Genomic DNA, 23,630 nt, shown 5'->3' on the forward strand with positions numbered 1-23,630 from the left:
CGCCGCGCCGGGCCTCGCGCGTGCCCCGGGCGCTCCCGCGCGCGCCGGGCTGCTTCCGCGCGCACCCGGCCCCCCGCGGGCCCCTGCGGGCCCGGCGGGGGCCCGCGCGAGCCGCGCCGCGACGGCAGGGGAAGAAGGTGCCCAACGCATATGCAGAATTCCCTCCGTGTAATTCCTGGGCGAATTGTGCCGCTATCAGGCGCCGGTAATTGGGGGGTAACCTGCCAGTCTGTGGAGGGGAACGGAGCGGGAAGCCGGACTGCGAGTCTCGGTCATGTCGAAAGCACCACGACTGGCGAGAGGGCACGAGAATGCGCATCAAGCTGAGCGGCCTGGTCGGAATCCTCGCAGCGGCCGCCTTCTCCTGGGGGGTTGCCATGGACGTCACGAGCGGCACGCACTACGAGCAGCGCACCACCGTCACCGCCAGCGGCCTTGTCCTGGCCCCCCTGGACGACAAGGGAACCCCCTGACAGCACCACCGTCCCACCCCGTCGGCTCTTTTGAGAAAAGCCCAGTTCTCAAAAGAGCCGACGTGCGTTTTCCGGAACTCCCATCCGCTCGTACAGGGCGTCCGCCCGCTGCCGGTAATCCTCCGCCTTCGTGGTTTCACCGAGGGCGAGACTGGCGTCGGCCAGGGTGTCGAGGGCCTGCGCCATCTCGTACCGGAACTTGATGCTGACCGCCAGTTCATAGGCGCGACGCCCCCGGGCCAGCGCCAGTTCGGGTTCACCGACGGCCCGGTAGACGCGGCCCGCGATGCTCTCGACCGTCGCCTGCCGCACGGTGACGTCCCGCATCGCCGGGATCTGGAGCGCCCGCTCGACGTACTCCTTGGCCTGGTCGTGCTCGCCGAGCAGCACGTGGGCGGCCGAGTGCTGGGCGAGGATGAGCGCCGTCGTGGCCGGGCCGTTGAGGTCGTCGCACAGCCGCAGCGCGGCGTCCAGTTCCTTCAGCGCCTGCTGCGGCCGGCGCAGGCCGATCAGTGCGAAGGCCAGGCTGGAGCGGGCCACGATGGTGTGGCCCGGGTCCCCGATGGCCTCCCAGAGGTCGATGGCCCGTGCCGCCGTATCGGCGGCTTCCTCGAACTTGCCCAGCCGCACGGTCACGGAGCTGAGCACGTTGAGGGTCCCGGCCTGCTCCCGGGCGCTGCCGAGCTGCTGCTCCAGCAGGCTGGCGCCCTCCAGGAAGCCGAGCGCCTGGTGGAACTCGCCGAGGCTGTTGTACATCTGCCCCAGCCGTCCCATGCACCCCGCCTCGCTCTCCTGGTCGCCGAGGGACCGGGCCAGCACCAGCGCCTCCTCCAGGCAGGTCACGCCCTCGGGGAACGCACCCACCATCCAGTGCTCCACCGCGAGGGTGGTCAGCGACAGCCGCAGCATGTCGCGGTCGCCCAGGGCCCGTGCGGCGGTGACGCCGATGGTGCACGCCCTGCGGGCGTCCTGCGGGTAGTTGCGGATCGCCGAGTGGAAGGAGAGCGTGCGCGGCAGGTACGCGGCGTGCCGGTACCTGCCGTGGGAGTGGGCGAGTTCGACGGCGGCCAGCATGCTGTCGCGGTGCCGGTCGAGCCAGGCGAGGGCGGCGTCGCGCCCGGGGAACGGCGGCGGCCCCGCCGCCCGGGTGGGCAGCAGGTCCGCGTGGCGGGAACGCTCGGGGAACAGCGCGTCACACGCCCGCTCGGCGCTCAGCACGTAGTGGTCGAGCAGCCGCTCGACCGCCTGCTCCTCCTGCTGTGCGGTGCCGGAGCCGCGCAGGCCGAGCGCGAAGCTGCGGACGAGGTCGTGGAAGGAGTACAGGCCCGGCTCGTGCTCGTCCAGCAGGTGCGCGTCGAGCAGCGCCTCCAGGGCGTCCTCAGCCTCCAGCGGGGTGCGGTCGAGCAGCGCGCCCGCTTCCTCGGGGCTGAGGGTCTTGCCCGGGTGCAGGCCCAGCAGCCGCAGGTCGGCGCGCTGCCGGTCGTTCATGGCCTGGTAGGACATCCGCAGGGCGACGGCCACGCTGCGGCCGGCCGAGTTCAGCTCGTCCAGCCGGCGCGTCTCGTCGGCGAGCCGGCCTGCCAGACGCTGGATCGTCCAGTGCGAGCGGTTGCGCAGCCGGGCGGCGGCGATCCGGACGGCGAGCGGCAGCCCCCCGCACAGGCGGATCAGCTCGGCGGCGGCGGCCGGTTCCCTGGCCACGCGTTCGGCGCCGAGCGTGCCGCGCAGCAGGTCGAGGCCGTCCTCCTCGGAGAGCACGCCGAGGGAGAGCCAGTCGGCGCCGTCGAGGTCCACCAGCCGCGGGCGGCTGGTGATGAGCGTCAGGCAACTGGGCGACGACGGGATGAGGGGACGCACGTGGTCGGCGTCGGCCGCGTTGTCCAGGACGATGAGGAGCTTGCGCTGCCGGGTGATCGAGCCCCACAGGGCGGTGCGGCCGGCCGCCGCGGTGGGCACCTCGTCGCTGGGGACGCCGGCCGCCGCGAGCAGCGCCTCCTGCGCCATGAGGGTGCTGAGCGGCTCCTGACCGGGGGTGTAACCGCGCAGGTCGACGAAGAGCTGGCCATCGGGGTAGTCCTCGGCGAGCCGGTGGGCGGCGCGGACGGCCAGGGCCGTCTTGCCGCTGCCGCCCATGCCGTCGATCGCCACGATCCTGGCGCACTGCCCGCAGACCCCGGGGGCGCGGCGCACCGTCTCGCTGATCCAGCGGAGTTCGGCCTCGCGTCCGGAGAAGTCGCGCAGGTCGTACGGGAGGGCGCTGGGGACGGCACCCGCTGACGGCGGGGAGGCCGCCGGAGTGGCCGCCGTCGGCGGGGAGGCCGCCGGAGTGGACGGGGCGGGCGGTTCGCGGTCCCGCTCGGAGGGAGGGGGCAGGCCGTCGGCGGACGCGGCGTCCGCAGAAGGCGCGACGGGCGCGACCGGCACGGAGGGCGCGGCGGACGCGGCCCAGGCGGGGCCGGCGGCCGGAGCGGCGGAGGCGGGTGGGGCGCCGGGGACAGGAGGGGCTTGGGCCGAACCGGCCGAGCCGGCCGGAGCGGCGGGCGCGACGGACTCGATCGCGCACGCGTCCTGCGGGACGGAGGGCGCGTGGGGGGATTCGGCGGGGGTGGTGAGGGCGGCCAGGTCCGGGCTCTGGCGCAGGATGCGCTCGTACAGCGCGGCCAGTTCCACGCAGGGGTCGATGCCCAGCTCGTCGGCCAGCAGCGCGCGGACCCGGTTGTACTCCTCCAGCGCCTCCGCCTGCCGGCCCGTACGGTACAGGGCCAGCATGAGCTGGGCGCGCAGGGTCTCGCGGAGGGGGTAGCGGTGCACCAGCGTGCGCAGCTCGCCGACGACGTCCACCGCCCGCCCCTCGGCGAGCTTGAGCTGGAAGAGCTGCTCGGCCGCGCCGAGGTGCTGTTCCTCCAGCGCGGCGGACGCGGCGTCGATGACGGGGCCGCCGAACCCGGCCATCACGGGGCCGCGCCACAGTTCCAGGGCCGCCTGGAGTTCGTCCACGGCCCGCACCCGGTTTCCCTCGCTGACGGCCTGCCGGGCACGGCTGACGCGGGCCCGGTACTGCGAGAGGTCGAGCTGGTCCTCGGCGACGACGGCGCGGTAACCGGGGCCGGCCGTCTGGATGAATCCGGAGCCGCCGGGGATGCGCTGCCTGAGTTCCGCCACGGCCTTGCGGATCTGGTGGGAGGCGCTGCTGGGCGGGCAGCTGTCCCAGGCGGCCTCCACCAGGCGGGCGACGGGCACCACCCGGTTCGCCTCCAGGAGCAGCATGACCAGCGTGCGCTCCCTGAGCGAGCCTCCCAGCCTTAACGGGACATCGCCGTCCCATCCCTCAAGCGCACCGAGGATCCGGAAACTCGGTCGTTTTCGCGCAGCACTCAACACCATGCGCTCGCCAGCCCCCCGTCGCTGTACTTGGCCATGCGTGAGCATCAGCGATCGATTCTACGCACGCGGGACCTGGGGCAGCAATGAACGTACGGGGCCCGTGCGCTCGTCCGGCTATCACGCGTTTGAAGGTTGAACGGTAACCGAACGGCATCCAGGCGGTAATCGGTCCGTACACGCTCCCCGTGCCGGGACGCACCGCACCCGGCGGGTTTCGGTTAGGGGGAGCGATGGAGACCGGCCACGACGTGGTAGGAGACCTTTGCACCGACCTGTTCGCCTCACTGCTCCGGCGCGACCAGCGCCTGAAGGCGGAGGCCTACGTCCGGGCGCTGCTCGCGGCCCGAGGAAGGAAGACGCTGCGGAACATCGCCGGGCAGATGGGCGGCGAGTCGGCGCAGCAGAGCGTGCACCATTTCATCAGCAGTTCGTCCTGGGACTGGTCGGCCGTGCGCCGGGCCCTGACCCGGCACGCCGAGGCGCTGGTCGCGCCCCGGGCCTGGGTGGTCCGTCCGCTGGTCATTCCCAAGGCGGGGCCGCACTCGGTGGGCGTGGAGCAGCAGTTCGTCCCGCACCTGGGCCAGACGGTCAACGGCCAGCAGGCGTTCGGGGCGTGGCTGGCCTCCGGGCAGGCCAGCGTGCCCTGCAACTGGCGGCTGGTGCTGCCGGACAGTTGGCTGGAAGACCCCTTGCGACGCAGCCGCGCGTGCATCCCGGCCACCAGCCGGGCCGCGTCGCTGGAGGAGTGCGCGAGTGAGGCCGTGCGCCAGGTGCACGGCGGTCACGCGCCACGGCGCCCCGTGGTGCTGGACGCGGAAGGTCTTGACGTCCAGCGCTGTGTGCACTATATGACCCAGGGCGCGGCGGCACCGCTGCTGATGCGGGTCGGCACGGAGACCCCGCTGCGCGTGGACGGCACGGCCGTGCACGGCTACTGCGGCACACCGGTGTCCGCCGGGCGGCTCGTCGCCACGATGAAGCAGTTCCGGCAGCGCGCCGACGGCGCCCTGCCGGGCGGCGGACGGAACCGGCAGGGGGTGGTGGCGGCGATCCCCGTCGTCCTGCCCGCACCCGGGCCCCGGCTGCCGCTGCTGCTGCTGGCCGACTGGGCGGCCGGGCCGCACGGCCCGGCCCGGCTCTGGCTCACCCCGGCGACCGGCACGCCCGTGCCCGCTCTGCTCGGCCTGGCCCGGCTCGCGGACACCGTCGGGCGGGACGTCGCCCAGGTCTCCGAACGCATCGGCATCCGCGACTTCGCCGGGCGCTCGTTCCAGGGCTGGCACCGGCACATCACGCTGGTCTCGGTCGCGCACCTGGCCGCCGTCCTGGCCCAGGCGTCCCGGCACACGGCCGGCGACGCGGCCTACGCCCACGCCGCCTGACGGTCCGTTCGGGGAACCGCCGGCCCACGGCCGCCCGTCCGCGCCCGCCGCGCCGACGGGCGGCCCGCCGTGCCCCGGGACCGTCGCGCCGCGGCCGGTTCAAGCACTGCCCGAGCCGTGGTCAAGTTCCGGGCGCCACGGTGGGGCCCATGACGCCACTGCCGCCCACCGAGCTGCGGGTCGCCGCCCTGGAGCGGCTGCTCGGGGACCCGCGCGACACCGCGCAGCCGCTCTCGGACGCGGCGGTCCTGGCCGCCGGGCGGCGGGGTGAACTGCCGCTCGGCGGCGAGCCGCTGCTCGCGGCCTTCGGACTGCACGAGGAGTTCGTCCCGCGCGCCCTGGGCGGGCGGCTCACCGGCCTCGACGCCCTCGCCCGCCTGCTGCGCGCGGTCTTCCGCCGGGACGCGGCACTCGGCCGCGCCTACGGCACCGCGTCGCTGCTGCCCGCGCTCACCGTGTGGCAGTACGGCACACCGGAACAGCGGTACCGCACCGCGAAGCTGCTGCTGGACGGCGGACGGCTGGCGGCCGCCGTGCAGGAGACGTCCTACTACACCGACGCCGGCGCCCGGCTCCACACCGACCCGGACGGCGACGGGGCGCTGACGCTCACCGGCCGCACCCCGGCGCTCGTCAACGCGCCGAGGGCGGCGGCCTTCCTCGTCCTGCCGCAGCGGCGCCCGCCCGGACACGGCGACACCGCGCTTCTGCTGGACGGCGAGGAGCTGCCCGCCACCGCCGTGCGCGAGGTGGCGCCGCCCACCACCGCGGGCGGCGCGCGGCTGCCGATGGGCGAACTGCGCCTGGACGGCTGGCGGGTGCCCGAGCGCTGCGTGGTCGGCACGGCGGGCCAGGGCTCCGCCGCCGTGGTGCGCGCGCTCCAGCTCACCCGCCCCCTGCTCCCCTCGATGGCGGTCGGCTGCGCGGACTCCGCGCTGCGCTCGGTCCTGTCCGCCGTGCTCGCCGGGAGCGGTGGCGCACGGTCCCTGACCTCCCGGTACGTGCGCGAGGTCGCCGCCGCCGCGTTCGCGGACCTGCTCGTCGCCGACTGCCTGTCCCTGGTGGCGCTGCGCTCGCTGCACCTCGTGCCGGACCGCTCAAGCCTGCTGTCGGCGGCCAGCGCCTACCTCGTCCACCGGCTGCTCCAGCAGAGCACCGGCGACCTGCTGCCGGTGCTGGGCACCGACGCGCAGCGGGACACCCCGGACGGCACCGGGCACGGGACGTTCCGCAAGCAGCTCCGCGACCTGGCGGAGCTGCCGCCGGGGCAGGCCGGTGCCGTGGCGGCGCTCTCCGCGCTGGTGCCGCAGCTCGCCACCCTCGCCCGGCGCTCCTGGACGGCCGGGCCCGGCCCCCGGGACGCCGCCCCGGCCGCGCTGTTCCGCACCGAGGGCGGCCTGCCGCCCCTGGACGCGGACGGGCTCAAGGTGGCCGCCGCCGGCGACCCGCTGACGGCGCTCCTCACCCATCCGGACGCCGCCCTCGACAGCGGCCCGGACCTCGGCGCCCACGGCCCGGCGGTACGCGGCCACGCCGGGGTGCTGGCGTCCGGACTCGCGGCGCTGGCCGCGGAGTGCCGCGTCCTGCCGGAGCGCGACCCGGCGGTGCTGGCCAACCCGCGCGGTTACGCCCTCGCCGAGCGCTACGCGCTGCTGGCGGCCGGGGCGGCCTGCCTGGGCGTGTGGCGGTGCGGCCCGCGGGGCGCCGGCGCGCAGGACGGGCCCGGCGCGGCATTCCTGCGGCGGCCGGAGTGGCTGGCCGCCGCCCTCGCCCGGATCACCCTGCGGCTGGGGCTGCCCGTGCCGGACCCCCCGGCCGGCGCCCCCGACCCCACCGACGTCCTGGTGTCGGAGGCCGTGGCGCGCTGCCACGCGGGCCGCAGCCTCGACCTCTACGCCACCGCGCTGGGCGGCGGGCAGCAGCCCGACGCCGCCCCGCCGCCCGCCGCGCCGGCTGCGTCCGCCACGTCCGCCGAGTCCACCGCACCGGACATGGCCGCCCTGTCCGCCCTGTCCGCCCTGTTCGCCGCACACTGACCGCCCGCCGTGAGCCGCACACCGAACGCCGTCCGCCGTGAGCCGCACACCGGATGCCGGGCGGCGAGCGCCGGACGAAACCGACCGACACCGACATGACCGCCATGCGAAGGGAGACAGCCATGGGTTCACCCCGTGGCCTCGTGGGGCCGCCCCCGGTACGCGTACGCGCCGGGGACGGACCGTGGGAGGCGCTGGACACCGCCCTGGAGGACGGTGACTACGCGCTGGCCTACGGGTTCCTCGCGGACTGGGACCCGGACGGGAGAACCCCCGGGGAGCTGACCCGGCTGCTGGGCACCGAGGCGGACCGCTACGGACGTCTGGAGTGCCCCGAGGCGCGCCGCCGGTTCGCCGCGTCCCGGCTGCTGCTCAAGCACGTCGCCGCCGCCGTGCTGCGGGCCCGGCCTGAGGAACTGGAGCTGGCCCGGCACCCCAACGGGCGGCCCTACCTGCGCGGGTGCGGCCAGCTGGAGGTCTCGCTCAGCCACACCGGGACCGCGCTGGCCGTCGGACTGAGCCGGCGCGGCCCGATCGGCGTGGACATCGAACCGTCCGGCCGCACCGTCTACGGGACGGGCCTGGAGGAGGAGGTCTGCACCGGGCACGAGCGCTCCCAGCTCGGCTGGCTGCCCGAACCGGAGCGCAACGGCGCGGTGATCCGGCTGTGGACGCTCAAGGAGGCGTACAGCAAGGCGCTCGGGCACGGGCTGCGGCTGCCGTTCCGGTCCTTCGGCTTCACCACGCCGCTGACCGCCACCGCCGTGCCCCGGCTGCTCGCCGTGGACGGCACGCCGGCCGACGACGTGGGCTGGCAGTTCGAGACGCACCCGCTGGCCGACGGCTACACGTTGAGCACGGCCGTCAGCCCGCCCGGCACCGGACCCGGCGCCCCGCAGCCCACCGAAGCCGGGGACCTGCTGGACAAGACCATGACGTCGGCCGTGCTGGGCTGCTACCGCAAGGACGATCCGCAGCCCGCCGGGGCCCACGCGCCGGGACGGTCCGGGTGAGCGCACGCGCCGCCGCCCGGACGGCGCCCGGCGGCGGACCCGGCACGCCCCACCTGCGGGAGCTGGCCGACGGCGTCTTCGCCTACGTGCAGCCCGACGGCGGCTGGTGCCTGAACAACGCGGGCGTCCTGCACGCCGACGGGCGCACCGCGCTGGTGGACACCGCGGCGACCGAGGCGCGGGCGCTGGCGCTGCGGGACGCCGCCGCCCGCGTCGCACCGGCGCCGCCCCGGTACGTCGTCAACACCCATCCGCACGGCGACCACACCTTCGGCAACTGCGTCTTCACGCCGGAGGCGACCGTCGTCGCGCACGAGGGGACGCGCGCCGAGATGGCCGAGGCGGGGCTGCACCTGACGGGGCTGTGGCCGGACGTGTGCTGGGGCGGGCTGTCCGTCAGGCTGCCCGACGTGACGTTCCGGGACGCCGCCACGCTGCACGTGGGCGGCCTCCGCGCGGAGCTGCTGCACCTGGGGACCGCCCACACCACCAACGACACCGTCGTGTGGCTGCCCGAGCAGCGCGTGCTGTTCGCCGGTGACGTCGTCATGTCGGGCGCGACGCCGTTCTGCCTGACCGGTTCGGTGGCGGGCTCGCTGGCCGTCGTCGAGCGGCTGCGGGAGCTGCGGCCGCGCACGGTGGTGGCCGGGCACGGCCCCGTCGGCGGGCCCGAACTGCTGGACACCACCCGCGGCTACCTGCGCCGGGTGCAGGAACTGGCCGCCCAGGGCATCGCGGCGGGCCTCACCCCGCTCCAGACGGCGCGGGAAGCCGACCTCGGCCCCTACGCGGAACTCCTCGACGCCGAACGGCTGGTGCCGAACCTGCACCGCGCCTACGCGGAGGCCCGGGGCGGCGCCCCGGGCGTGCGGCTCGACATCGAGGAACTCTTCGCGGAAATGATCGCATTCCACGGGCGGCTGCCGCTGTGCCACGCGTGAACCGGACCGTGCGGAAAACGCGGTGCGCCGGTTCGCGCACGCCACGGAATCGCCGGCACCGGCGACCGCCAGGAGCAGAAAGGGTTGTGCGTGAGCGTCACACAGGACATTCCACAAACGGCTTCCGAACTGCCGCAGGGCCTTTCCGAGGAGGGCACCACCCGGGCCCGGGTGGCGGAACTGACAGCCCTGCGGCAGCGCGTCCGGTCGGGGCCGGATGAGAAAGCCACGGCCGCACAGCGGGCGAAGGGCAAACTCACCGCCCGGGAACGGCTGGATCTGCTCTTCGACCCGGGCACGTTCACCGAGACGGAGGCGCTGCGGCGGCACCGGGCCACCGGATTCGGCCTGGAGGCGAAACGGCCGCACACGGACGGTGTCATCACCGGCTGGGGCCTGGTGGACGGCCGCACGGTGTTCGCCTACGCGCACGACTTCCGCGTCTTCGGCGGAGCCCTCGGCGAGGCCCACGCGCAGAAGATCCACAAAGTGATGGACCTGGCCGAGACGGCCGGGGCCCCCATCGTCGGCCTGTGCGACGGGGCGGGCGCCCGCATCCAGGAGGGCGTCACGGCGCTGGCCGGGTACGGCGGCATCTTCCAGCGCAACGTGCGCAACTCCGGGGTGATCCCGCAGATCAGCGTCATCATGGGACCCTGCGCGGGCGGCGCGGCCTACTCGCCGGCGCTCACCGACTTCGTCTTCATGGTGCGCGGCACCTCGCAGATGTTCATCACCGGACCGGACGTCGTCCAGGCCGTCACCGGCGAGCAGATCACCCACGAGGCGCTGGGCGGCGCGGACGTGCACGCCGCGACCTCGGGGGTCGCCTCCTTCGCCTACGACGACGAGGAGAGCTGCCTGGAGGACGTGCGCCACCTGCTGTCCTTCCTGCCCTCCAACAACCGGGAACTGCCGCCCGTGCAGCCCGCCGGCGACCCGGCCGACCGGCGCACCGAGGCGCTCACCGACCTCGTCCCGGCCGAACCGGGCCAGGCGTACGACGTCACGAAGGTGATCGCCGAGATCGCCGACCACGGCGAGTGGTTCGAGGTGCACGAGCGGTGGGCGCCGAACGTCATCTGCGCGCTGGCCCGCCTGGACGGGCGCGTCGTCGGGATCGTGGCGAACCAGCCCGCGCGGCTCGCGGGGGTGCTGGACATCGACTCCTCCGAGAAGGCCGCCCGGTTCGTCGGGTTCTGCGACGCGTTCAACATCCCGCTGGTGACGCTCGTGGACGTGCCCGGGTTCCTGCCCGGCGTCGGCCAGGAGCACGGCGGCGTCATCCGGCGCGGTGCGAAACTGCTGTACGCGTACTGCAACGCGACGGTGCCGCGCGTCCAGCTCATTCTGCGCAAGGCGTACGGCGGCGCGTACATCGTCATGGACTCCCGCTCCATCGGCGCCGACCTGTCGCTGGCCTGGCCGATCAACGAGATCGCCGTGATGGGCGCGGAGGCGGCGGCGAACGTCGTCTTCCGGCGGGAGATCGCCGCCTCGCCCGATCCGGACACCACGCGCAAGGAGCGGATCGCGGAGTACCGCAGGGAGCTGATGCACCCCTACTACGCGGCCGAACGCGGGCTGGTGGACGACGTCATCGACCCGGCCGAAACCCGCTCGGTGCTCATCCGCGCGCTGGCCATGCTGGGCGACAAGCACGCGCCGCTGCCCAGCCGCAAGCACGGGAACCAGCCCCAGTGAGCGGCGTGGGGAGGCCGAAGCCCGGTCCGGCGGAGCTGATGGGCGAGGCGGGCTGGCGCATCGTGCGGGGTTCGCCCACCGCGGAGGAGGTCGCGGCCCTCGCGGTGGTGCTCGCCGCGCGGCTGCGCGCTCCCGCCCCGGCGGCCGGCGGCACAGCCGTGCGGGCGGTGGTGCGGTGGAGGCCGGACCGCACCGATCCGGCGGCCGCCCGCTCGTGGGCTGCCCAGCCCCGCCCCGGCTGGCGCAGCGCCGCCTGACCGCCAGCGCCGGAAACCGCCGCGCCGCACACCCACCGCACCCGCCGGGCCGCCCGGCGGGTGCGGTCGTCTGTGCGCGGACGTGCGGTGGCGGCGGTGGCTCAAAATCGATGTGACACTCTCGGCCAGTCCCCATAGGGGAATCACTCGTGGCGCGCTTACGGTTTGGTTGCCACCCTCTCAGAAACAGAACGCGGCATCGCATTCTTCATCTCATGAAGAGGAGCATGTGCAGTGCGATTCAACCTCATCGGCCCGTTCGAGATAGTCAGCGACAACGGCAGAACGTACATGCCGACCACCCCGAAGGTCCGCCAGACGTTGGCATTGCTGCTCACCCGGCCCAACGAGATCGTCACGTCCGACTGCCTCATCCAGGAACTGTGGGGCGAGCGTCCGCCCCGCAGTGCCATCACCACGCTGCAGACGTACATTTACCACGCACGCAGAATGTTCGAGACCGAGGGCCTGATCGCGCCCGACCGCCCGCTGCTGGTGACGCACGCGCCGGGCTACCTGATCGCGGTCGAGGACGACGAGGTGGACATCCGTGTCTTCGAGCACCTCGTGGCACGCGCCCACACCGAGCTGAGCCACGGGCAGCCGGGGGCCGCCGCCGGGCACCTGAACCGGGCGCTGGAGCTGTGGCGCGGACCGGCCCTGTCCAACATCCCGTCCGGTGACGTGCTCAGCGGGCACGTGGTGCACCTGGAGGAGGTCCGCATCCGCGCGCTGGAGCTGCGGATCGAGGCCGAGAACCAGCTCGGCAGGCAGCGGGAGTCCATCCCGCAGCTGCGCCGCCTGGTCAACGACTACCCGCTCAACGAGTGGTTCCACGGCCAGCTCATCTCCGCGCTGGGCTGCGCGGGGCGGCGCGCGGAGGCGTTGCAGGCGTACCAGAGCCTGCGCCGCATCCTCCACGACGAGCTGGGGCTCGAGCCGTCGCCCGAGTTGCAGCGGCTCCAGCTCCAGGTGCTCTCCCCGCCCGCGGACAGCGTCTCGACGCCGCCCACGGCACTCCAGCCGGGTCAGGACCTGCTCCGCATTCCCACGTTCGCCTGACGCCCGCCCGGCGCGTCTCCGCCCCGCTGGAGATCCACTCCAGCGGGGCGGAGACGCGCCGGGCGACCGGACGGAGGTCCGGCCGCCGCGGGGTCAGGAGTTCTTGACGCAGAAGTCCCGGACGGATTCGGCGAGGTAGCCGATCCGCTCGGCGTCCAGGCCCGGGTAGACCCCGACCCAGAACGTGTGCTCGGCCACCAGGTCGCTGTTCACCAGGTCGCCCACCGTGCGGTGCGGACGGTCCAGGTAGGCGGGGTGGCGGGTGAGGTTGCCGGCGAAGAACCGGCGTGTGCCGATGCCGCGCGCCTCCAGGTGCTCCACCAGCGCCTTGCGGGTGTAGCGGGCCTCGGGCGCGACGGTGAGGGCGAAGCCGAACCAGCTCGGGTCGCTGTCCGGCGTCGGCACCGGCAGGACGAGGCCCGGCGTGCCGTCCAGCTCCTCGCGCAGTCGGCGCCAGTTGGCGCGCCGCGCGTCGGTGAAGGCGGGCAGCTTGGCGAGCTGGGTGAGGCCGAGGGCGGCCTGGAGGTCGGTGGACTTCAGGTTGTAGCCGACGTGCGAGAAGATGTACTTGTGGTCGTAGCCGTGCGGCAGCGTCCCCATCTGGTAGTCGAACCGCTTGAAGCAGCGGTTGTTCTCGCCCGGTTCGCACCAGCAGTCCCGGCCCCAGTCGCGCAGGGACTCCACGATGCGGGCCAGCGCCAGGTTGTCGGTGAGGACGCAGCCTCCCTCCCCCATCGCGATGTGGTGGGCGGGGTAGAAGCTGGTCGTGGCGACGTCGCCGAAGGTGCCGGTGAGCCTGCCCCGGTAGGTGGAGCCGACGGCGTCGCAGTTGTCCTCGATGAGGAACAGGCCGCGCTCGTCCGCCAGCCGCGCCACCTCCTCGGCGGCGAAGGGGTTGCCGAGCGCGTGCGCGATCATGATGGCCTTCGTGCGCGGCCCGATCGCCTCCGCGATCCGCTCGGGGGTGGTGTTGTAGGTGCCCACCTCGACGTCGACGAAGACGGGGACGAGGCCGTTCTGGATGATCGGGTTGACCGTGGTCGGGAAGCCCGCCGCCACGGTGACCACCTCGTCTCCGGGCACCAGCCTGCGGTCCTCCAGCAGCGGGGAGGTGAAGGCGGACATCGCCAGCAGGTTGGCCGAGGAGCCGGAGTTGGCCAGGTGCGCCTTGCGCAGCTTGAAGAACCGGGCGAAGTCCCGCTCGAAGCGGCGGGAGCTGACCCCGGCCGCGACGCGCAGGTCGAGGGCGGCCTCCACCAGCGCGGCGCGGTCCTCCTCGTCGAACACCGCGCCGGAGGGCCACACCTCGGTGACGCCCGGCTCGAAGCCCTGCGGCTTCGAGCCCTCGTCGAGGGCGTGGTAGTCGCGCACCGCCTCCAGGATGCGGGCCTTGGCCGCCGCCTTGGCCTCCGCGGACTGGGTCATGTCGTTTCGCCTCCCACGGCGTCATGTGCTGATCGGTGGACTGCGGCGATGAGCCGGGCCTGCCGGACGATCGCCTCGCCGGCCGTGCCGGGGCCGGGCGGAGCCGTGCCGTGCCGCGCCGCGCCGGACGCGACGGCCGCGGCGAAGGCCGCGACCGTGCCCCGGCACTGGTCGTAGGGGGCCAGCTCGCGGTGCTCCACGCCGTCCGCCCGCTCGATCACCACCGTCGGACGGTGGTCAGCGGGCGGGGTGAACGCGTGGTCGAGCCGCAGCCGCCCCGCACTGCCGTGCAGTTCGTACCGCGACGTGTAGTGGTGCTCCATCCCGAACGTGACGTGCGCCGTCACCCCGTCGGGGCGGTGCAGCAGCGCGGAGCCCGACACGTCCACGCCCCGCGCGGCGTCCCGGTGCAGCACCGCGCCCGCGACGGCGAGCCCGTCGCCGAGCAGCACGGACGCCGTCCGCAGCGGGTGGCAGCCGACGTCCAGCAGCGCGCCGCCGCCCAGGTCCGCCCGGTAGCGGATGTCGTCGTCCGGGCGCGGCGGGATGGTGAAGGCGGCGCTGAGCGACCGGAGGCGCCCGATGGCGCCCCCGGCCACCAGATCCAGCACCGCGCGGTGCTGCGGGTGGTGCACCGACATGTAGTTCTCCGCCAGCACCAGCCCGGCGGCGCGGGCCCGCTCCACCAGGGCGGCGGTGGTGCCGGGGTCGGTGGTGAGCGGCTTCTCGGCCAGCACGTGCTTGCCCGCGTCCAGCGCGCGGCGCACCCACGTCGCGTGCAGCGCGGCGGGCAGCGGGACGTAGACGGCGTCCACGGCGTCCGGTCCACGGCGCTCCAGCAGTTCCGCGTAGCCGCCGACGGCGGTGCCGCCGAAGCGGGCGGTGACCCGCGCCGCCCGTTCGCGGCTGCGGCTGGCCACCGCCGCCAGCGTGACCCCCGGCGTCCGGGACACCGCGGGCAGCACGCGCCGCACCGCGATGTCCGCGCAGCCCAGCACCCCGAGCCGCACCGGGGCCGCCGCGCCGCTCACCGCAGGAACCGCAGGCAGGTCAGCAGGTTGCGGGCCTCCACGTTGACCTGGTTCGCGTGCTGGGCGAAGGCGGCCAGCTGGCACGGCGTCATCCACACGAACCCCTCGCCCGGGTCCAGCGGCGCGTCCTCGTCGGCGACGACGACGTAGCGGTTCTCGGCGTGGTGGAACCGCCCGCCCTCCTCGGAGTGGACGACGTCCAGCAGCGTCGCCGAGCGGGGTGCGAGCCGTACCCGGCCCAGGTAGCGGGGGCGCCGTTCGATGGGCAGGTGGCGGTAGTTGGACGGCAGGCACTGGACGGTGGGGCCCAGCTCCGCGACGTCGAAGGTGCCCGCCTCGGTGCGCAGGCGCACCAGCAGGTGCAGCCGGTCCTCGATGTGCCGGGCGAGGAAGGCGATCAGGCCGCGCCCGGCCGGGGCCAGCATCGGCTGCGACCAGCGGGAGACCTCCCGCCCCTCGGCCTCCACGTCCACGCCCATGACCGAGAAGAACCGGCCGTCCTCGTGGGTGACGGACGTGCCCGAGTGGCTCCAGCCCTTGACGTCCGCGAGCGGGACGCGGCGGCGCCGGAATACGGCGGTGGAGCGGACCTCGGTGAGCGCGCTGCGCAGGTCCGTCATCCGGTGCAGGCTGCGCTCCCCCGTCCAGTCGGCGAAGCCGTCGAGCCGTCCGACGAGAGGGGCCTCGGCCTGGCCGCGCCAGTTCCACGGCAGGCCGGACAGGACGGTGCGGGTGTCCATGTTGACGAGGTTGTCGGCGCGCAGCAGTTCGCCGATCTGCTCCAGCGTCAGCCAGCAGAACCCGGGGCGCACCGGCACGTGGCCGCGGGCCTCGACGATCATGTTGCGGTTGCGCTTGGCCAGGAACCAGGCGCCCTGCTCGGACTGGAGCGCGTCGAAGACGACGCGGCCCCGGCTCGGGCCGAGGAAGTGCTCCAGGTACGGCACCGGCCGCCCCGCGTGGACCCGGGTGTAGTTCGACCGGGTCGCCTGCACGGTCGGCGAGAGCTGGAGCAGGTTGATGTTGCCGGGCTCCATCTTCGCCTGGAGCAGGAAGTGCGGGACGCCGTCGAACTCCTGGACGACGATGCCGAGCACCCCGGCCTCGGGCTGCACGATGACGGGCTGCGACCACGCGGGCGTCTCGCGGCGGTCCGTCTCGACCTCCACGCCCTCGATGGTGAAGAACTTGCCGGTGCGGTGTCCCAGGTTGCCCGTCTCCGGGTCGAAGGACCAGCCGTCCAGCTCCTCCAGCGGCACCGGCGTCACCCGGTGGCGCTGCACGCGCTGCTGTTCGGCGAACCACTCCAGGAACTCGCTCGTCTGACGGAACACCCGGTCCTCCCCAGGTTGAGCGCGGATTCGGCGTGCGGTCCCCACCGGGAGTCCGGGAGCCGGGTGGGGGCGGCTCGGTACGCGGTGCGTCCGGCCCGCGGCGTACCGCCGGGCGCGGCGCGGGGCCGCGTCCGGCGGTACGGGGGTCAGTCGCGGGCCTGCTCCAGGGCGGCCAGGACGGCCGTCTGCCGGGTGTCGCGGGCGCGCACCAGATCCTCGTAGGAGGTGCCGTACGCCTCCTCGGCCTGCTCGATGAGCGAGGCGATGGTCTCCTCGTCCATGCGGGGGCGGCCCAGCAGCTCCCAGCCCTGTTCCAGCCCGGCGCCGAGCGTGTTGAGCCACTTGCGCAGGCCGCCGGTGCCGCCGCCGAGGTGGAAGGCGAGGAACGGGCCGACCGTCGCCCAGCGCAGCCCGATCGAGTGCGTCACGATGTCGTCCAGCTCCTCGACCGAGACGACGCCCTCGCGCACCAGGTGGATGCTCTCGCGCAGCAGCGCCGACTGGAGCCGGTTCGCCGCGAAGGCCAGGATCGGTTTGCGCAGCACGACCGGGTGGCGGCTGACGGACCGGTAGAACGCCACGGCCTCCTCGACGGCGGCCGGGTCGGTGCGCTGCCCGGCCACCACCTCCACCAGCGGCACGACGTGCGGCGGGTTGAAGGGGTGCCCGACGACGAGCCGGCCGCCGTCGGGCATCCGCTCGCCCATCGCGTCCGGGTTCAGCGTGGAGGTGGACGACAGGATCAGCGCGCCGGCCGGGGCCGCCTTGCCGATCCGCTCGAACAGCTCCTGCTTCAGCTCCAGGTTCTCCGGAGCGTTCTCCTGGACGACGTCGGCCCCGGCCACCGCCCGCTCCAGGTCGGGTTCGAAGGTCAGCCCCGCCGCCAGCTCCCCCGGGTCCCGGGGGCCGCCGGGCAGGTAGGGGGCGGACAGCTCCAGGGAGTCGCGCACGATCCGCTCGGCCTCGGGCCTGCGGCTGTTGACGACGACCCGCAGGCCGTGCGCGAGGAACAGGGCGATCCAGCCGAGGCCGATCGTGCCCGCGCCGATGACGGCGACCGTGCGCCGCGTTCCGCTCTGGCTCTCGCTCGTCTGGCTGGTCACTGCCGTACGCCCTCGCTTCCGAGCTTGGGGATGACCTCTTCGGCCATCAGCCGCATCGTGGTGGCCGCCTCGTCGAAGGACAGGTGCCCGGAGTGCACGCCGAGGCTGATGGTGATGTCGTCGCCGAACCAGGCGGCGATCTGTTCGAGCTGCGCCCGCACCTGTTCGGGGGCGCCGATCAGCAGCTTGTTGGCCGCCAGCTTGTCCCCGAAGTGCGAGCGCTTGGTGGCCTCGACGAGCTTCTCGTAGCCGGGGTAGGCGCTGGAGCGGGTGGTGCCCCAGGACTCCACGGCCGCGCTGATGGCCGCGGTGTTGCGGGCGTCGTCGTGGCGGCCCTTCTCCCGCGCCCGGTCGCCGTCGGGGTCCACGACGCAGGGGTAGCTGAAGTGGATCTGCTCGGTGCCGGGCTCGCGCCCGGAGGCGGCCCACTCCGCGCGGTACAGGCGCAGCCGCTCCTGCAGCTCCTCGGTGGACATCACGTTCGGGACGGTCTGGAGGTGGTGCCCGGCGCGGCCCGCCTCGGCGCACGACTCGGCGCTGCGGGCGGTCGTCACGAAGACCGGCGGGTGCGGCTGCTGCACGGGGCGGGGCAGCAGCGTGACCGGGCCGAACTGGTGGAACGTGCCGTCCCAGACGGCGTCCTCGCGCGTCCACAGCTCCTTGATGGCCGCGACGCCCTCGGTGAACCGGTCCTTGCTCTCGTCGATGGGGACGCCGAACGCCTTGAACTCGTCGGGCAGGAAGGCGCGGCCGAAGGCGGCGTCCACCCGGCCGCCCGAGATGGCGTCCAGCATCGCCAGCTTCCCGGCGAGCTTGACCGGGTGCTGGAAAGCGGGGATGGTCGCGCTGGTGCCCAGCCGCACCCGGCGGGTGCGGCCCGCGGCGGCGGCCAGGAAGGTCACCGGGTCGGGGCTGTAGCCGCCGTAGGAGAAGAAGTAGTGCTCGACCATCTTCACGTGGTCGAAGCCCAGTTCCTCGGCGAGGTCGACCAGGCGCAGGGCCTCGTCGAAGTACTGCGGCGCCGGTTTGTCCTCGGGGCCGACGGTGGGGAAGAAGACGATGCCGAACCTCATGCCGACTCCTCCGCGCCGCTCTCGCGGGCGGCGCCGTCGTGGGTGAGGTCGCGGTGGGCGACCCGCCAGAGGCCGTCGTCCCCGCGCACCAGGTGGTCGTGGCAGACCACGCTGGCGAAGATGTCCAGGGTGCCGCCGCGCGGTGTGCGCATGGCCAGCGCGTAGGCGCGGGTGCGCAGCGAGCCGTCCGGCTGCGGGCGCACGTCGAGCATGCCGAGCCAGTGCCGGAAGTCGATGCCCTCGGCGTCGAGCCGCTGCTGGCGGGCGCGGGAGGAGGCGCGGATCGCGTCGCGCCCGCGCAGCGGCTCGTTCAGCCGGCTGGCCTCGGCGAAGACGGCGTCCTCGGTGAACGTCGTGGTCCAGGCGTCCGGGTCGCCGTCGTCCAGCAGGCCCATCTGGCGGGCGTAGAACTGCTGGACCTGCGTGTACAGCTCGGCGGTGACGTACCCGTCCGCAGTGGTGGCCGCCGTGGGAGCGGTGGCTGCGGTGACGGTCGCTGCGGTGCTCATCCGCACTGCCTTTCCTGTCGGGGTAACGGGGCTGGTGGTTCGGGGAGCTGGAGGAGCTGGGCGCCGTAGGCCGCCCCCGCCGTGTCGAAGCGCAGGGCGACGTGGCTGGCCAGCCCGTGCACGTCCCGCCACACGCGCTGGAGCGGGTGCGGGGCGAGCTGGCCGGTGCTGCCGATCGTGCGGTACAGCCGCTCGACGACGTCGACGAGCTGCTCGACGGCGAGCGCGCAGTCGGCCGGGTTGCGGGCCGCCTCCACGCGGGTCGCCGCTTCCGCGTCGGCCACCCGGGCGGCCCGCTCCAGCAGCATCGCGGCGGCGTCGACGGCGGTGGCGGCGCGGGCGGCGGTGCGCTGGGTGTCGGCGTCGCCGCCGGCCGACAGGGCGTCGGCCAGCCGGTGGTCGGACCAGACGCGCAGCGCGCCGCGGGCCGCGCCGAGCGCGGGCGCGGCGAACAGCAGGCCGCTCAGCAGCCGCAGCGGCGCGGTGTGGCAGCGGGCGGTGGAGCCGGTGGGCCGTCCGGCGAGCATCTCCCCGCGCGGGAAGGCCCGGTGCCGGGGGACGAACACGTTGTCGGTCACCAGCGTGTTGCTGCCGGTGCCGCGCATCCCCACGGCCGTCCAGGTGTCCTCGACGCGGTAGTCCCCGCGGGGTACGGCGAAGAACCAGGGCGTCTGGTGGTCTCCGGCCGGAACGAGGGCGCACACCAGGGCCCAGCCGGAGAAGTCGACGGCGCTGGTGAAGTCCCACTCGCCGGTGATGCGCCAGCCGTCGCTGACCTCGGTGGCGCTGCCGCGGGGCACGAGGGCCCCGGCCACGGCGGTGTCGGGGCCGTCGGCCCACAGGTCCCGCTGGCCCTCCTCGGGGAGGTAGGCGCCCATGCGGGCGGCGCCGGCGATCACCGAGGCGCACCAGGCGGCGGACGTGCACCCGGTGCCGAGCGCGGCGACGGCGTGCAGCAGTTCGGTGCAGCCGCCCGCCGTGCCGCCGAACCGCTCGGGCACGAAGTGGCGGGCGAACCCGGCGCCCAGGAGCGCGGCCCGGACGTCCGGGTGCAGCGTGCGGTCGGTGTCCGCCCCGGCCGCGTGGCGGGCCGCCAGCTCCGCGGCCTCCTGCGCGGCGGGCAGAAGCAGATCCCTGCTCGTGCGTGGCTGGCTTGGTGGCATGCGGCCCACTCCTCGCCTGTCGGACAACGGCAGCGTCGTTCCGACAGTGCCGACGCCCGCTCCAGCCCGGCTGGAACACCGCTCAATCCCCCGGACGCCCGCCCGCGGCGGGACGCGGACGGCGGGCGCGCGGACGTCCCCGCGCACGGGCGGGCGTCCCCGCGTGCACGCGGGCGCGGGCGGGCGGCAGCCGGGGCCGGGCGGTCAGGGGCGGGGCGCGGCGGCGGCCTCGCCCGGCGCCGCTCCGGCGTCCCCGGCCGCCGGTTCCGGGCCGCCGTCCGCCGGGCCCCCGTCCGCCGGGCCGCCGTCCGCCGCGTCGGGCTCCGGCCGGTCCGCGGGCTGCGCCGCCTCGGGGGCCTCCCCGGGGCGGCGGGGCAGGAACAGCGCGGGGAGCAGCATGGCCGCCACGAGGGCCAGCACCCACCAGAACGTGTCGCCGTAGGCGGCCGGGTCCTCCGGCTCCCCGGGCGGGCGCGGCGAGGCGTTCAGGTGCGCGGCCAGCAGCAGGGCGACGACGGCCGTGCCGAAGGACGCGCCCACGCGCTGCACGACGGCGATCATCACCGTGCCGCGCGGGATGCGGTCGGGGGGCACGTCCCGGTACGCGGAGGTGATGATGGCGACGCCGATGACGCCGAGGCCCAGGCCGCGCGCGCACAGCGACACGCCGAGCCACAGGTCGTCCGGCGCGCTCGCCAGCTGGGTGAAGGCCACCGTGCCCGCCGCCGCGACCACGGTGCTGCCGAGGACGAGCAGCCGCGGGTCGTAGCGGTCCACCAGCCACCCGGCGAGCGAGATGCCGATGAGCATCCCGAGGCCCTGCGGGGCGAGCAGCCAGCCGATGGCGGCGTTGTCGTAGCCGAGCGAACGGGCGTAGAACAGCGGCAGGATGAACAGCGCGCCGTAGACGGCGACGCCGTGCAGGAACAGCAGCACGGCCGAGGACGAGAAGGAGCGCGAGGTGAACAGCCGCACGTCCACCAGCGGTTCGGAGGCGCGGGCCGAGTGGCGGCAGAACGCGCCGGTCAGCAGCAGCCCCGCCGCGAGCACGGCGAGCGTCACCGGGTCGGTGAGCCCGCCGGCGTCGTGGACGCGCGAGAAGCCGTAGACGAGCGCCACCATGCCCGGCGGGAGGAGCAGCAGCCCGGTGCGGTCCACCGGGGTCGCGCGCCGCTCACCGCCGGCGGGCAGCACCCTCCAGGCCAGGGCGAGCGCGACCAGGATGACCGGCACGTTGACGAAGAAGATCCAGCGCCAGCCGACGCCGTCCACGATGAAGCCGCCGACGACCGGGCCCATGATCGGGGCGAGCTGTCCCGGGATGCCGACCAGGCTCATCACCCGGCCGAAGCGCTTGGGGCCCGCCGCCTGCGCCAGGATCGCCTGCACCATCGGCAGCACCATGCCGCCGCCGACGCCCTTGACGACGCGGAAGGCGATGAGGCTCTCCACCGACCAGGCCACGCCGCACAGCACCGAGCCGCCGAGGAAGACGGTGAGCGCGAACAGCCACATCGGCTTGGCCCCGAACCGGTCCACGGCCCAGCCGACGACCGGGGTGACCAGCGCGAGGGTCAGCAGGTACGCCGTGCTCACCCACGGCAGCGCGGCCTGCGACGCGTCGAGGTCGCGGGCGATCTCGCTGAGCGCGACGCTGACGATCGTGGAGTCCAGCAGGGCGGCGATGGCGCCGATGAGCAGGGTCCCGGCGAGGACGAGCAGCCCGCGGTCGAGACGTTCCGGAGCCGGAGTCGGAGTCCGCATGCCGCCACCGTACGGAGGCGCGGTCCACCTCCGCTCGGGCCCCGCTCGAAGACGGCTGGAACCGGGCGCCGGGGACCGCCTCAGCCCCGGCGGACGCGGGTCCCGGGCGGGCCGCGGGGTCCGGCCGGTTCAGTCCCGGCGGCCGTCCGCGGCGACGCTGCGCCGCCGCACCTGCCAGCGCCCGTCGCGCGGCACGAGGTGGTCGTGGCAGAGCAGGGAGCCGCGCACGCCCAGCGGCCCGCCCCGGGGCGTCGCCACGGCCAGTGCGTAGTAGCGGGTGCGCAGCGAACCGTCCGGCTCGGCGGTGACGTCGAGCATGCCGAACCAGTGGCGGAAGTCCAGCCCCGCGGCGGCGATGCCCGCGACACCCTCGCGCACGGAGGCCCGGATGGCCTCCCGGCCGACCTGCGGCTCCGGCTGCCCGCCCGCCTCGAAGACGGCGTCCTCGGTGAAGGTCTCGGCCCAGGCGTCCGGGTCGGCGTCCGCGCCCTCGATCAGGTTCATCTGCCGGGCGTAGAACTGCTGGACGTCGGTGTAGACCTGCGCTGACACGTCGCTCACCTGGTTCCCCTGACGTCGTGTGGTGCCCGCGGCGAACGGGTGCCGCCACCGTGGCCCGCGCCGCTCGCGGACCGGACGAGGGGCGGGCGAGCGCGGCTGGAACCCGGGGGCCGTCCGCCGCCCTTCGAGCGGCCGTCGAGCACCGCACCGCACGGTCCGGGCAGAGGCTCCCGACCCGCCGCCACCCGAAACGAGGTTCCGCCATGCGCGTCCTGTTCGCCGTTTCCCCCGGGCTCGACCACCTCTACCCGGCCCTCGGCCTGGCCTCCGCGTTCCGCGTCGCCGGGCACGACGTCGTCGTGGCCACCGCCGGGGTCACGGTCGAGGCGGGCGTGCGGGCCGGTCTGACCGTGCGCGACGTGGCGCCCGGCGCCGACTTCCAGTCCATCTTCCCCAAGAAGGGCACCCCGCAGGAGCGGACCCGGGCCATGCGCGAACGCGGCCGGGAGATCACGGCCTCGGGGGTGACGCCCGACGTCATCCTGGAGAAGTTCGGCATCGTCAACGACCTCATGGCCGACGGCACCCTGCGCTTCGCGCAGGCGTGGCGCCCCGACCTCGTCGTCTACTCCCGGCTCCAGGGCGCCGCGCTGCTGACGGCCCGCGCGCTCGGCATCCCGGCCGTCGAGAACGGCTACAGCTTCCTGCGCGAGGGCGACCTGCCGTCGCGGCTGCTGCCGCACCTCGCCCCCGGTTTCGAGCGCCACGGGGTGCCGCTGGAGCTGCCGCCGGTCACCGCGCTGTACTTCGCGCCGCAGCACATGATGCGCGGCGAGGGCGAGGGCTGGCCCATGCGGTTCGTGCCCTACCACGGCGGCTGCGTGCTGCCGGACTGGCTGGCCGAGCCCCGCACGCGCAAGCGCGTCGTCGTCACGCTCGGCACGATCGTGCCCGGGGTGGCGGGCGTGGGCAGCCTGTCCAGCGTGCTCGCGGCGGCCCGGGGGGTGGACGCCGAGGTGATCCTCGCGCTGGGCGACGACCCTGACCTCGCGCCGCTGGGCCCCCTGCCGGACAACGTGCGCGTCGTCGGCTGGACGCCGCTCAGCGCCCTGCTGCCCACCCTCGACGGGATCATCCACCACGGCGGCGCCGGGACGACGCTGGCCGCCGCGCACGCGGGCGTGCCGCAGCTCGCCATGCCCTACGGCGCCGACAACTGGATCAACGCGGAGATCGCGGAGACCGCGGGCGTCGGGCTGAGCAAGGAGCCGCACGAGGTGGACGCCGGGGTGCTGGAGACGCTGCTGCACGACGAGGGCCTGCGCAAGTCCGCGGACGCCCTCGCCGGCGAACTCGCCGCGCAGCCGGGCCCCGACGCGATGGTCCCCCGCCTGGAGGCGCTGGCCCACGCCGCGTCCCAGACGGCGTCGAGCCGGAGTTGAGGGGCGCCGCACACGGTGGGGCGGATCACCGCA

19 protein-coding genes are annotated in these 23,630 nt (G+C 74.7%); 9 read left to right on the forward strand and 10 right to left on the reverse strand.

Going from position 1 to position 23,630, the window contains the following annotated elements:
• The first annotated feature begins 311 nt into the window (after positions 1-311).
• Entirely contained in the window at positions 312-473 is a 162-nt protein-coding gene (locus tag V1J52_RS14490) for a hypothetical protein (RefSeq protein WP_330140194.1), read from the forward strand.
• A 48-nt stretch (positions 474-521) separates the two neighbouring features.
• Here the strand turns inward: V1J52_RS14490 and V1J52_RS14495 are convergent, their stop codons facing one another.
• Positions 522-3,740, reverse strand: a complete 3,219-nt coding sequence (locus tag V1J52_RS14495; protein ID WP_330140195.1) for an AfsR/SARP family transcriptional regulator — start codon at positions 3,738-3,740, stop codon at positions 522-524.
• 347 nt (positions 3,741-4,087) lie between these two features.
• On the opposite strand from V1J52_RS14495, the gene V1J52_RS14500 reads away from it, so the two are divergent.
• From V1J52_RS14500 to V1J52_RS14530, 7 genes are all read left to right on the forward strand, one after another.
• A complete protein-coding gene (locus tag V1J52_RS14500) occupies positions 4,088-5,239 on the forward strand; it encodes an IS701 family transposase (RefSeq protein ID WP_330140196.1) in 1,152 nt (383 codons plus the stop codon).
• Between the two features lie 149 nt (positions 5,240-5,388).
• Positions 5,389-7,275, forward strand: coding sequence for an acyl-CoA dehydrogenase (locus V1J52_RS14505; protein WP_330140197.1), 1,887 nt, complete (start codon positions 5,389-5,391; stop codon positions 7,273-7,275).
• A gap of 122 nt (positions 7,276-7,397) precedes the next feature.
• Positions 7,398-8,288 carry a 4'-phosphopantetheinyl transferase family protein gene (locus V1J52_RS14510; RefSeq protein ID WP_330140198.1) on the forward strand — a complete coding sequence of 297 codons (891 nt, stop codon included), beginning with the start codon at positions 7,398-7,400 and terminating at the stop codon, positions 8,286-8,288.
• Positions 8,285-9,229 carry an MBL fold metallo-hydrolase gene (locus tag V1J52_RS14515; RefSeq protein ID WP_330140199.1) on the forward strand — a complete coding sequence of 315 codons (945 nt, stop codon included), beginning with the start codon at positions 8,285-8,287 and terminating at the stop codon, positions 9,227-9,229. The genes V1J52_RS14510 and V1J52_RS14515 overlap by 4 nt, the downstream gene beginning before the upstream one ends.
• 108 nt (positions 9,230-9,337) lie before the next feature.
• Positions 9,338-10,933 carry an acyl-CoA carboxylase subunit beta gene (locus tag V1J52_RS14520; RefSeq protein WP_443075837.1) on the forward strand — a complete coding sequence of 532 codons (1,596 nt, stop codon included), beginning with the start codon at positions 9,338-9,340 and terminating at the stop codon, positions 10,931-10,933.
• A 5-nt stretch (positions 10,934-10,938) separates the two neighbouring features.
• Positions 10,939-11,190 carry a hypothetical protein gene (locus tag V1J52_RS14525; protein ID WP_330140200.1) on the forward strand — a complete coding sequence of 84 codons (252 nt, stop codon included), beginning with the start codon at positions 10,939-10,941 and terminating at the stop codon, positions 11,188-11,190.
• A 234-nt stretch (positions 11,191-11,424) separates the two neighbouring features.
• Positions 11,425-12,252 carry an AfsR/SARP family transcriptional regulator gene (locus V1J52_RS14530; protein WP_330140201.1) on the forward strand — a complete coding sequence of 276 codons (828 nt, stop codon included), beginning with the start codon at positions 11,425-11,427 and terminating at the stop codon, positions 12,250-12,252.
• 93 nt (positions 12,253-12,345) lie between these two features.
• Here V1J52_RS14530 and rfbH read toward each other — a convergent pair whose 3' ends face one another.
• The 9 genes from rfbH to V1J52_RS14575 all read right to left on the reverse strand — a co-directional run bounded on the left by rfbH (position 12,346) and on the right by V1J52_RS14575 (position 22,215).
• Positions 12,346-13,677, reverse strand: coding sequence for a lipopolysaccharide biosynthesis protein RfbH (gene rfbH / locus V1J52_RS14535; RefSeq protein WP_330140203.1), 1,332 nt, complete (start codon positions 13,675-13,677; stop codon positions 12,346-12,348).
• Entirely contained in the window at positions 13,674-14,708 is a 1,035-nt protein-coding gene (locus tag V1J52_RS14540) for a Gfo/Idh/MocA family protein (protein ID WP_330140204.1), read from the reverse strand. Before V1J52_RS14540 ends, rfbH begins: the two co-directional genes overlap by 4 nt.
• On the reverse strand, positions 14,705-16,042 hold the full coding sequence (locus V1J52_RS14545; RefSeq protein ID WP_330140205.1) for an NDP-hexose 2,3-dehydratase family protein: 1,338 nt from the start codon (positions 16,040-16,042) through the stop codon (positions 14,705-14,707). The genes V1J52_RS14540 and V1J52_RS14545 overlap by 4 nt, the downstream gene beginning before the upstream one ends.
• 146 nt (positions 16,043-16,188) lie before the next feature.
• Positions 16,189-17,145, reverse strand: coding sequence for a 3-hydroxyacyl-CoA dehydrogenase NAD-binding domain-containing protein (locus tag V1J52_RS14550; RefSeq protein WP_330140206.1), 957 nt, complete (start codon positions 17,143-17,145; stop codon positions 16,189-16,191).
• Positions 17,142-18,218, reverse strand: coding sequence for an LLM class flavin-dependent oxidoreductase (locus tag V1J52_RS14555; protein ID WP_330140207.1), 1,077 nt, complete (start codon positions 18,216-18,218; stop codon positions 17,142-17,144). Before V1J52_RS14555 ends, V1J52_RS14550 begins: the two co-directional genes overlap by 4 nt.
• Positions 18,215-18,727, reverse strand: coding sequence for a nuclear transport factor 2 family protein (locus tag V1J52_RS14560; protein ID WP_330140208.1), 513 nt, complete (start codon positions 18,725-18,727; stop codon positions 18,215-18,217). The genes V1J52_RS14555 and V1J52_RS14560 overlap by 4 nt, the downstream gene beginning before the upstream one ends.
• A complete protein-coding gene (locus V1J52_RS14565) occupies positions 18,724-19,890 on the reverse strand; it encodes an acyl-CoA dehydrogenase family protein (RefSeq protein ID WP_330140209.1) in 1,167 nt (388 codons plus the stop codon). Before V1J52_RS14565 ends, V1J52_RS14560 begins: the two co-directional genes overlap by 4 nt.
• Before the next feature lie 204 nt (positions 19,891-20,094).
• Positions 20,095-21,654, reverse strand: a complete 1,560-nt coding sequence (locus V1J52_RS14570; RefSeq protein WP_330140210.1) for an MDR family MFS transporter — start codon at positions 21,652-21,654, stop codon at positions 20,095-20,097.
• A 129-nt stretch (positions 21,655-21,783) separates the two neighbouring features.
• A complete protein-coding gene (locus tag V1J52_RS14575; RefSeq protein ID WP_330140211.1) occupies positions 21,784-22,215 on the reverse strand; it encodes a nuclear transport factor 2 family protein in 432 nt (143 codons plus the stop codon).
• A gap of 203 nt (positions 22,216-22,418) precedes the next feature.
• On the opposite strand from V1J52_RS14575, the gene V1J52_RS14580 reads away from it, so the two are divergent.
• Entirely contained in the window at positions 22,419-23,597 is a 1,179-nt protein-coding gene (locus tag V1J52_RS14580) for a nucleotide disphospho-sugar-binding domain-containing protein (RefSeq protein ID WP_330140212.1), read from the forward strand.
• The last annotated feature ends 33 nt before the right edge of the window (positions 23,598-23,630 follow it).

Source organism: Streptomyces solitudinis (genome assembly GCF_036323765.1).
Classification (GTDB): domain Bacteria; phylum Actinomycetota; class Actinomycetes; order Streptomycetales; family Streptomycetaceae; genus Streptomyces.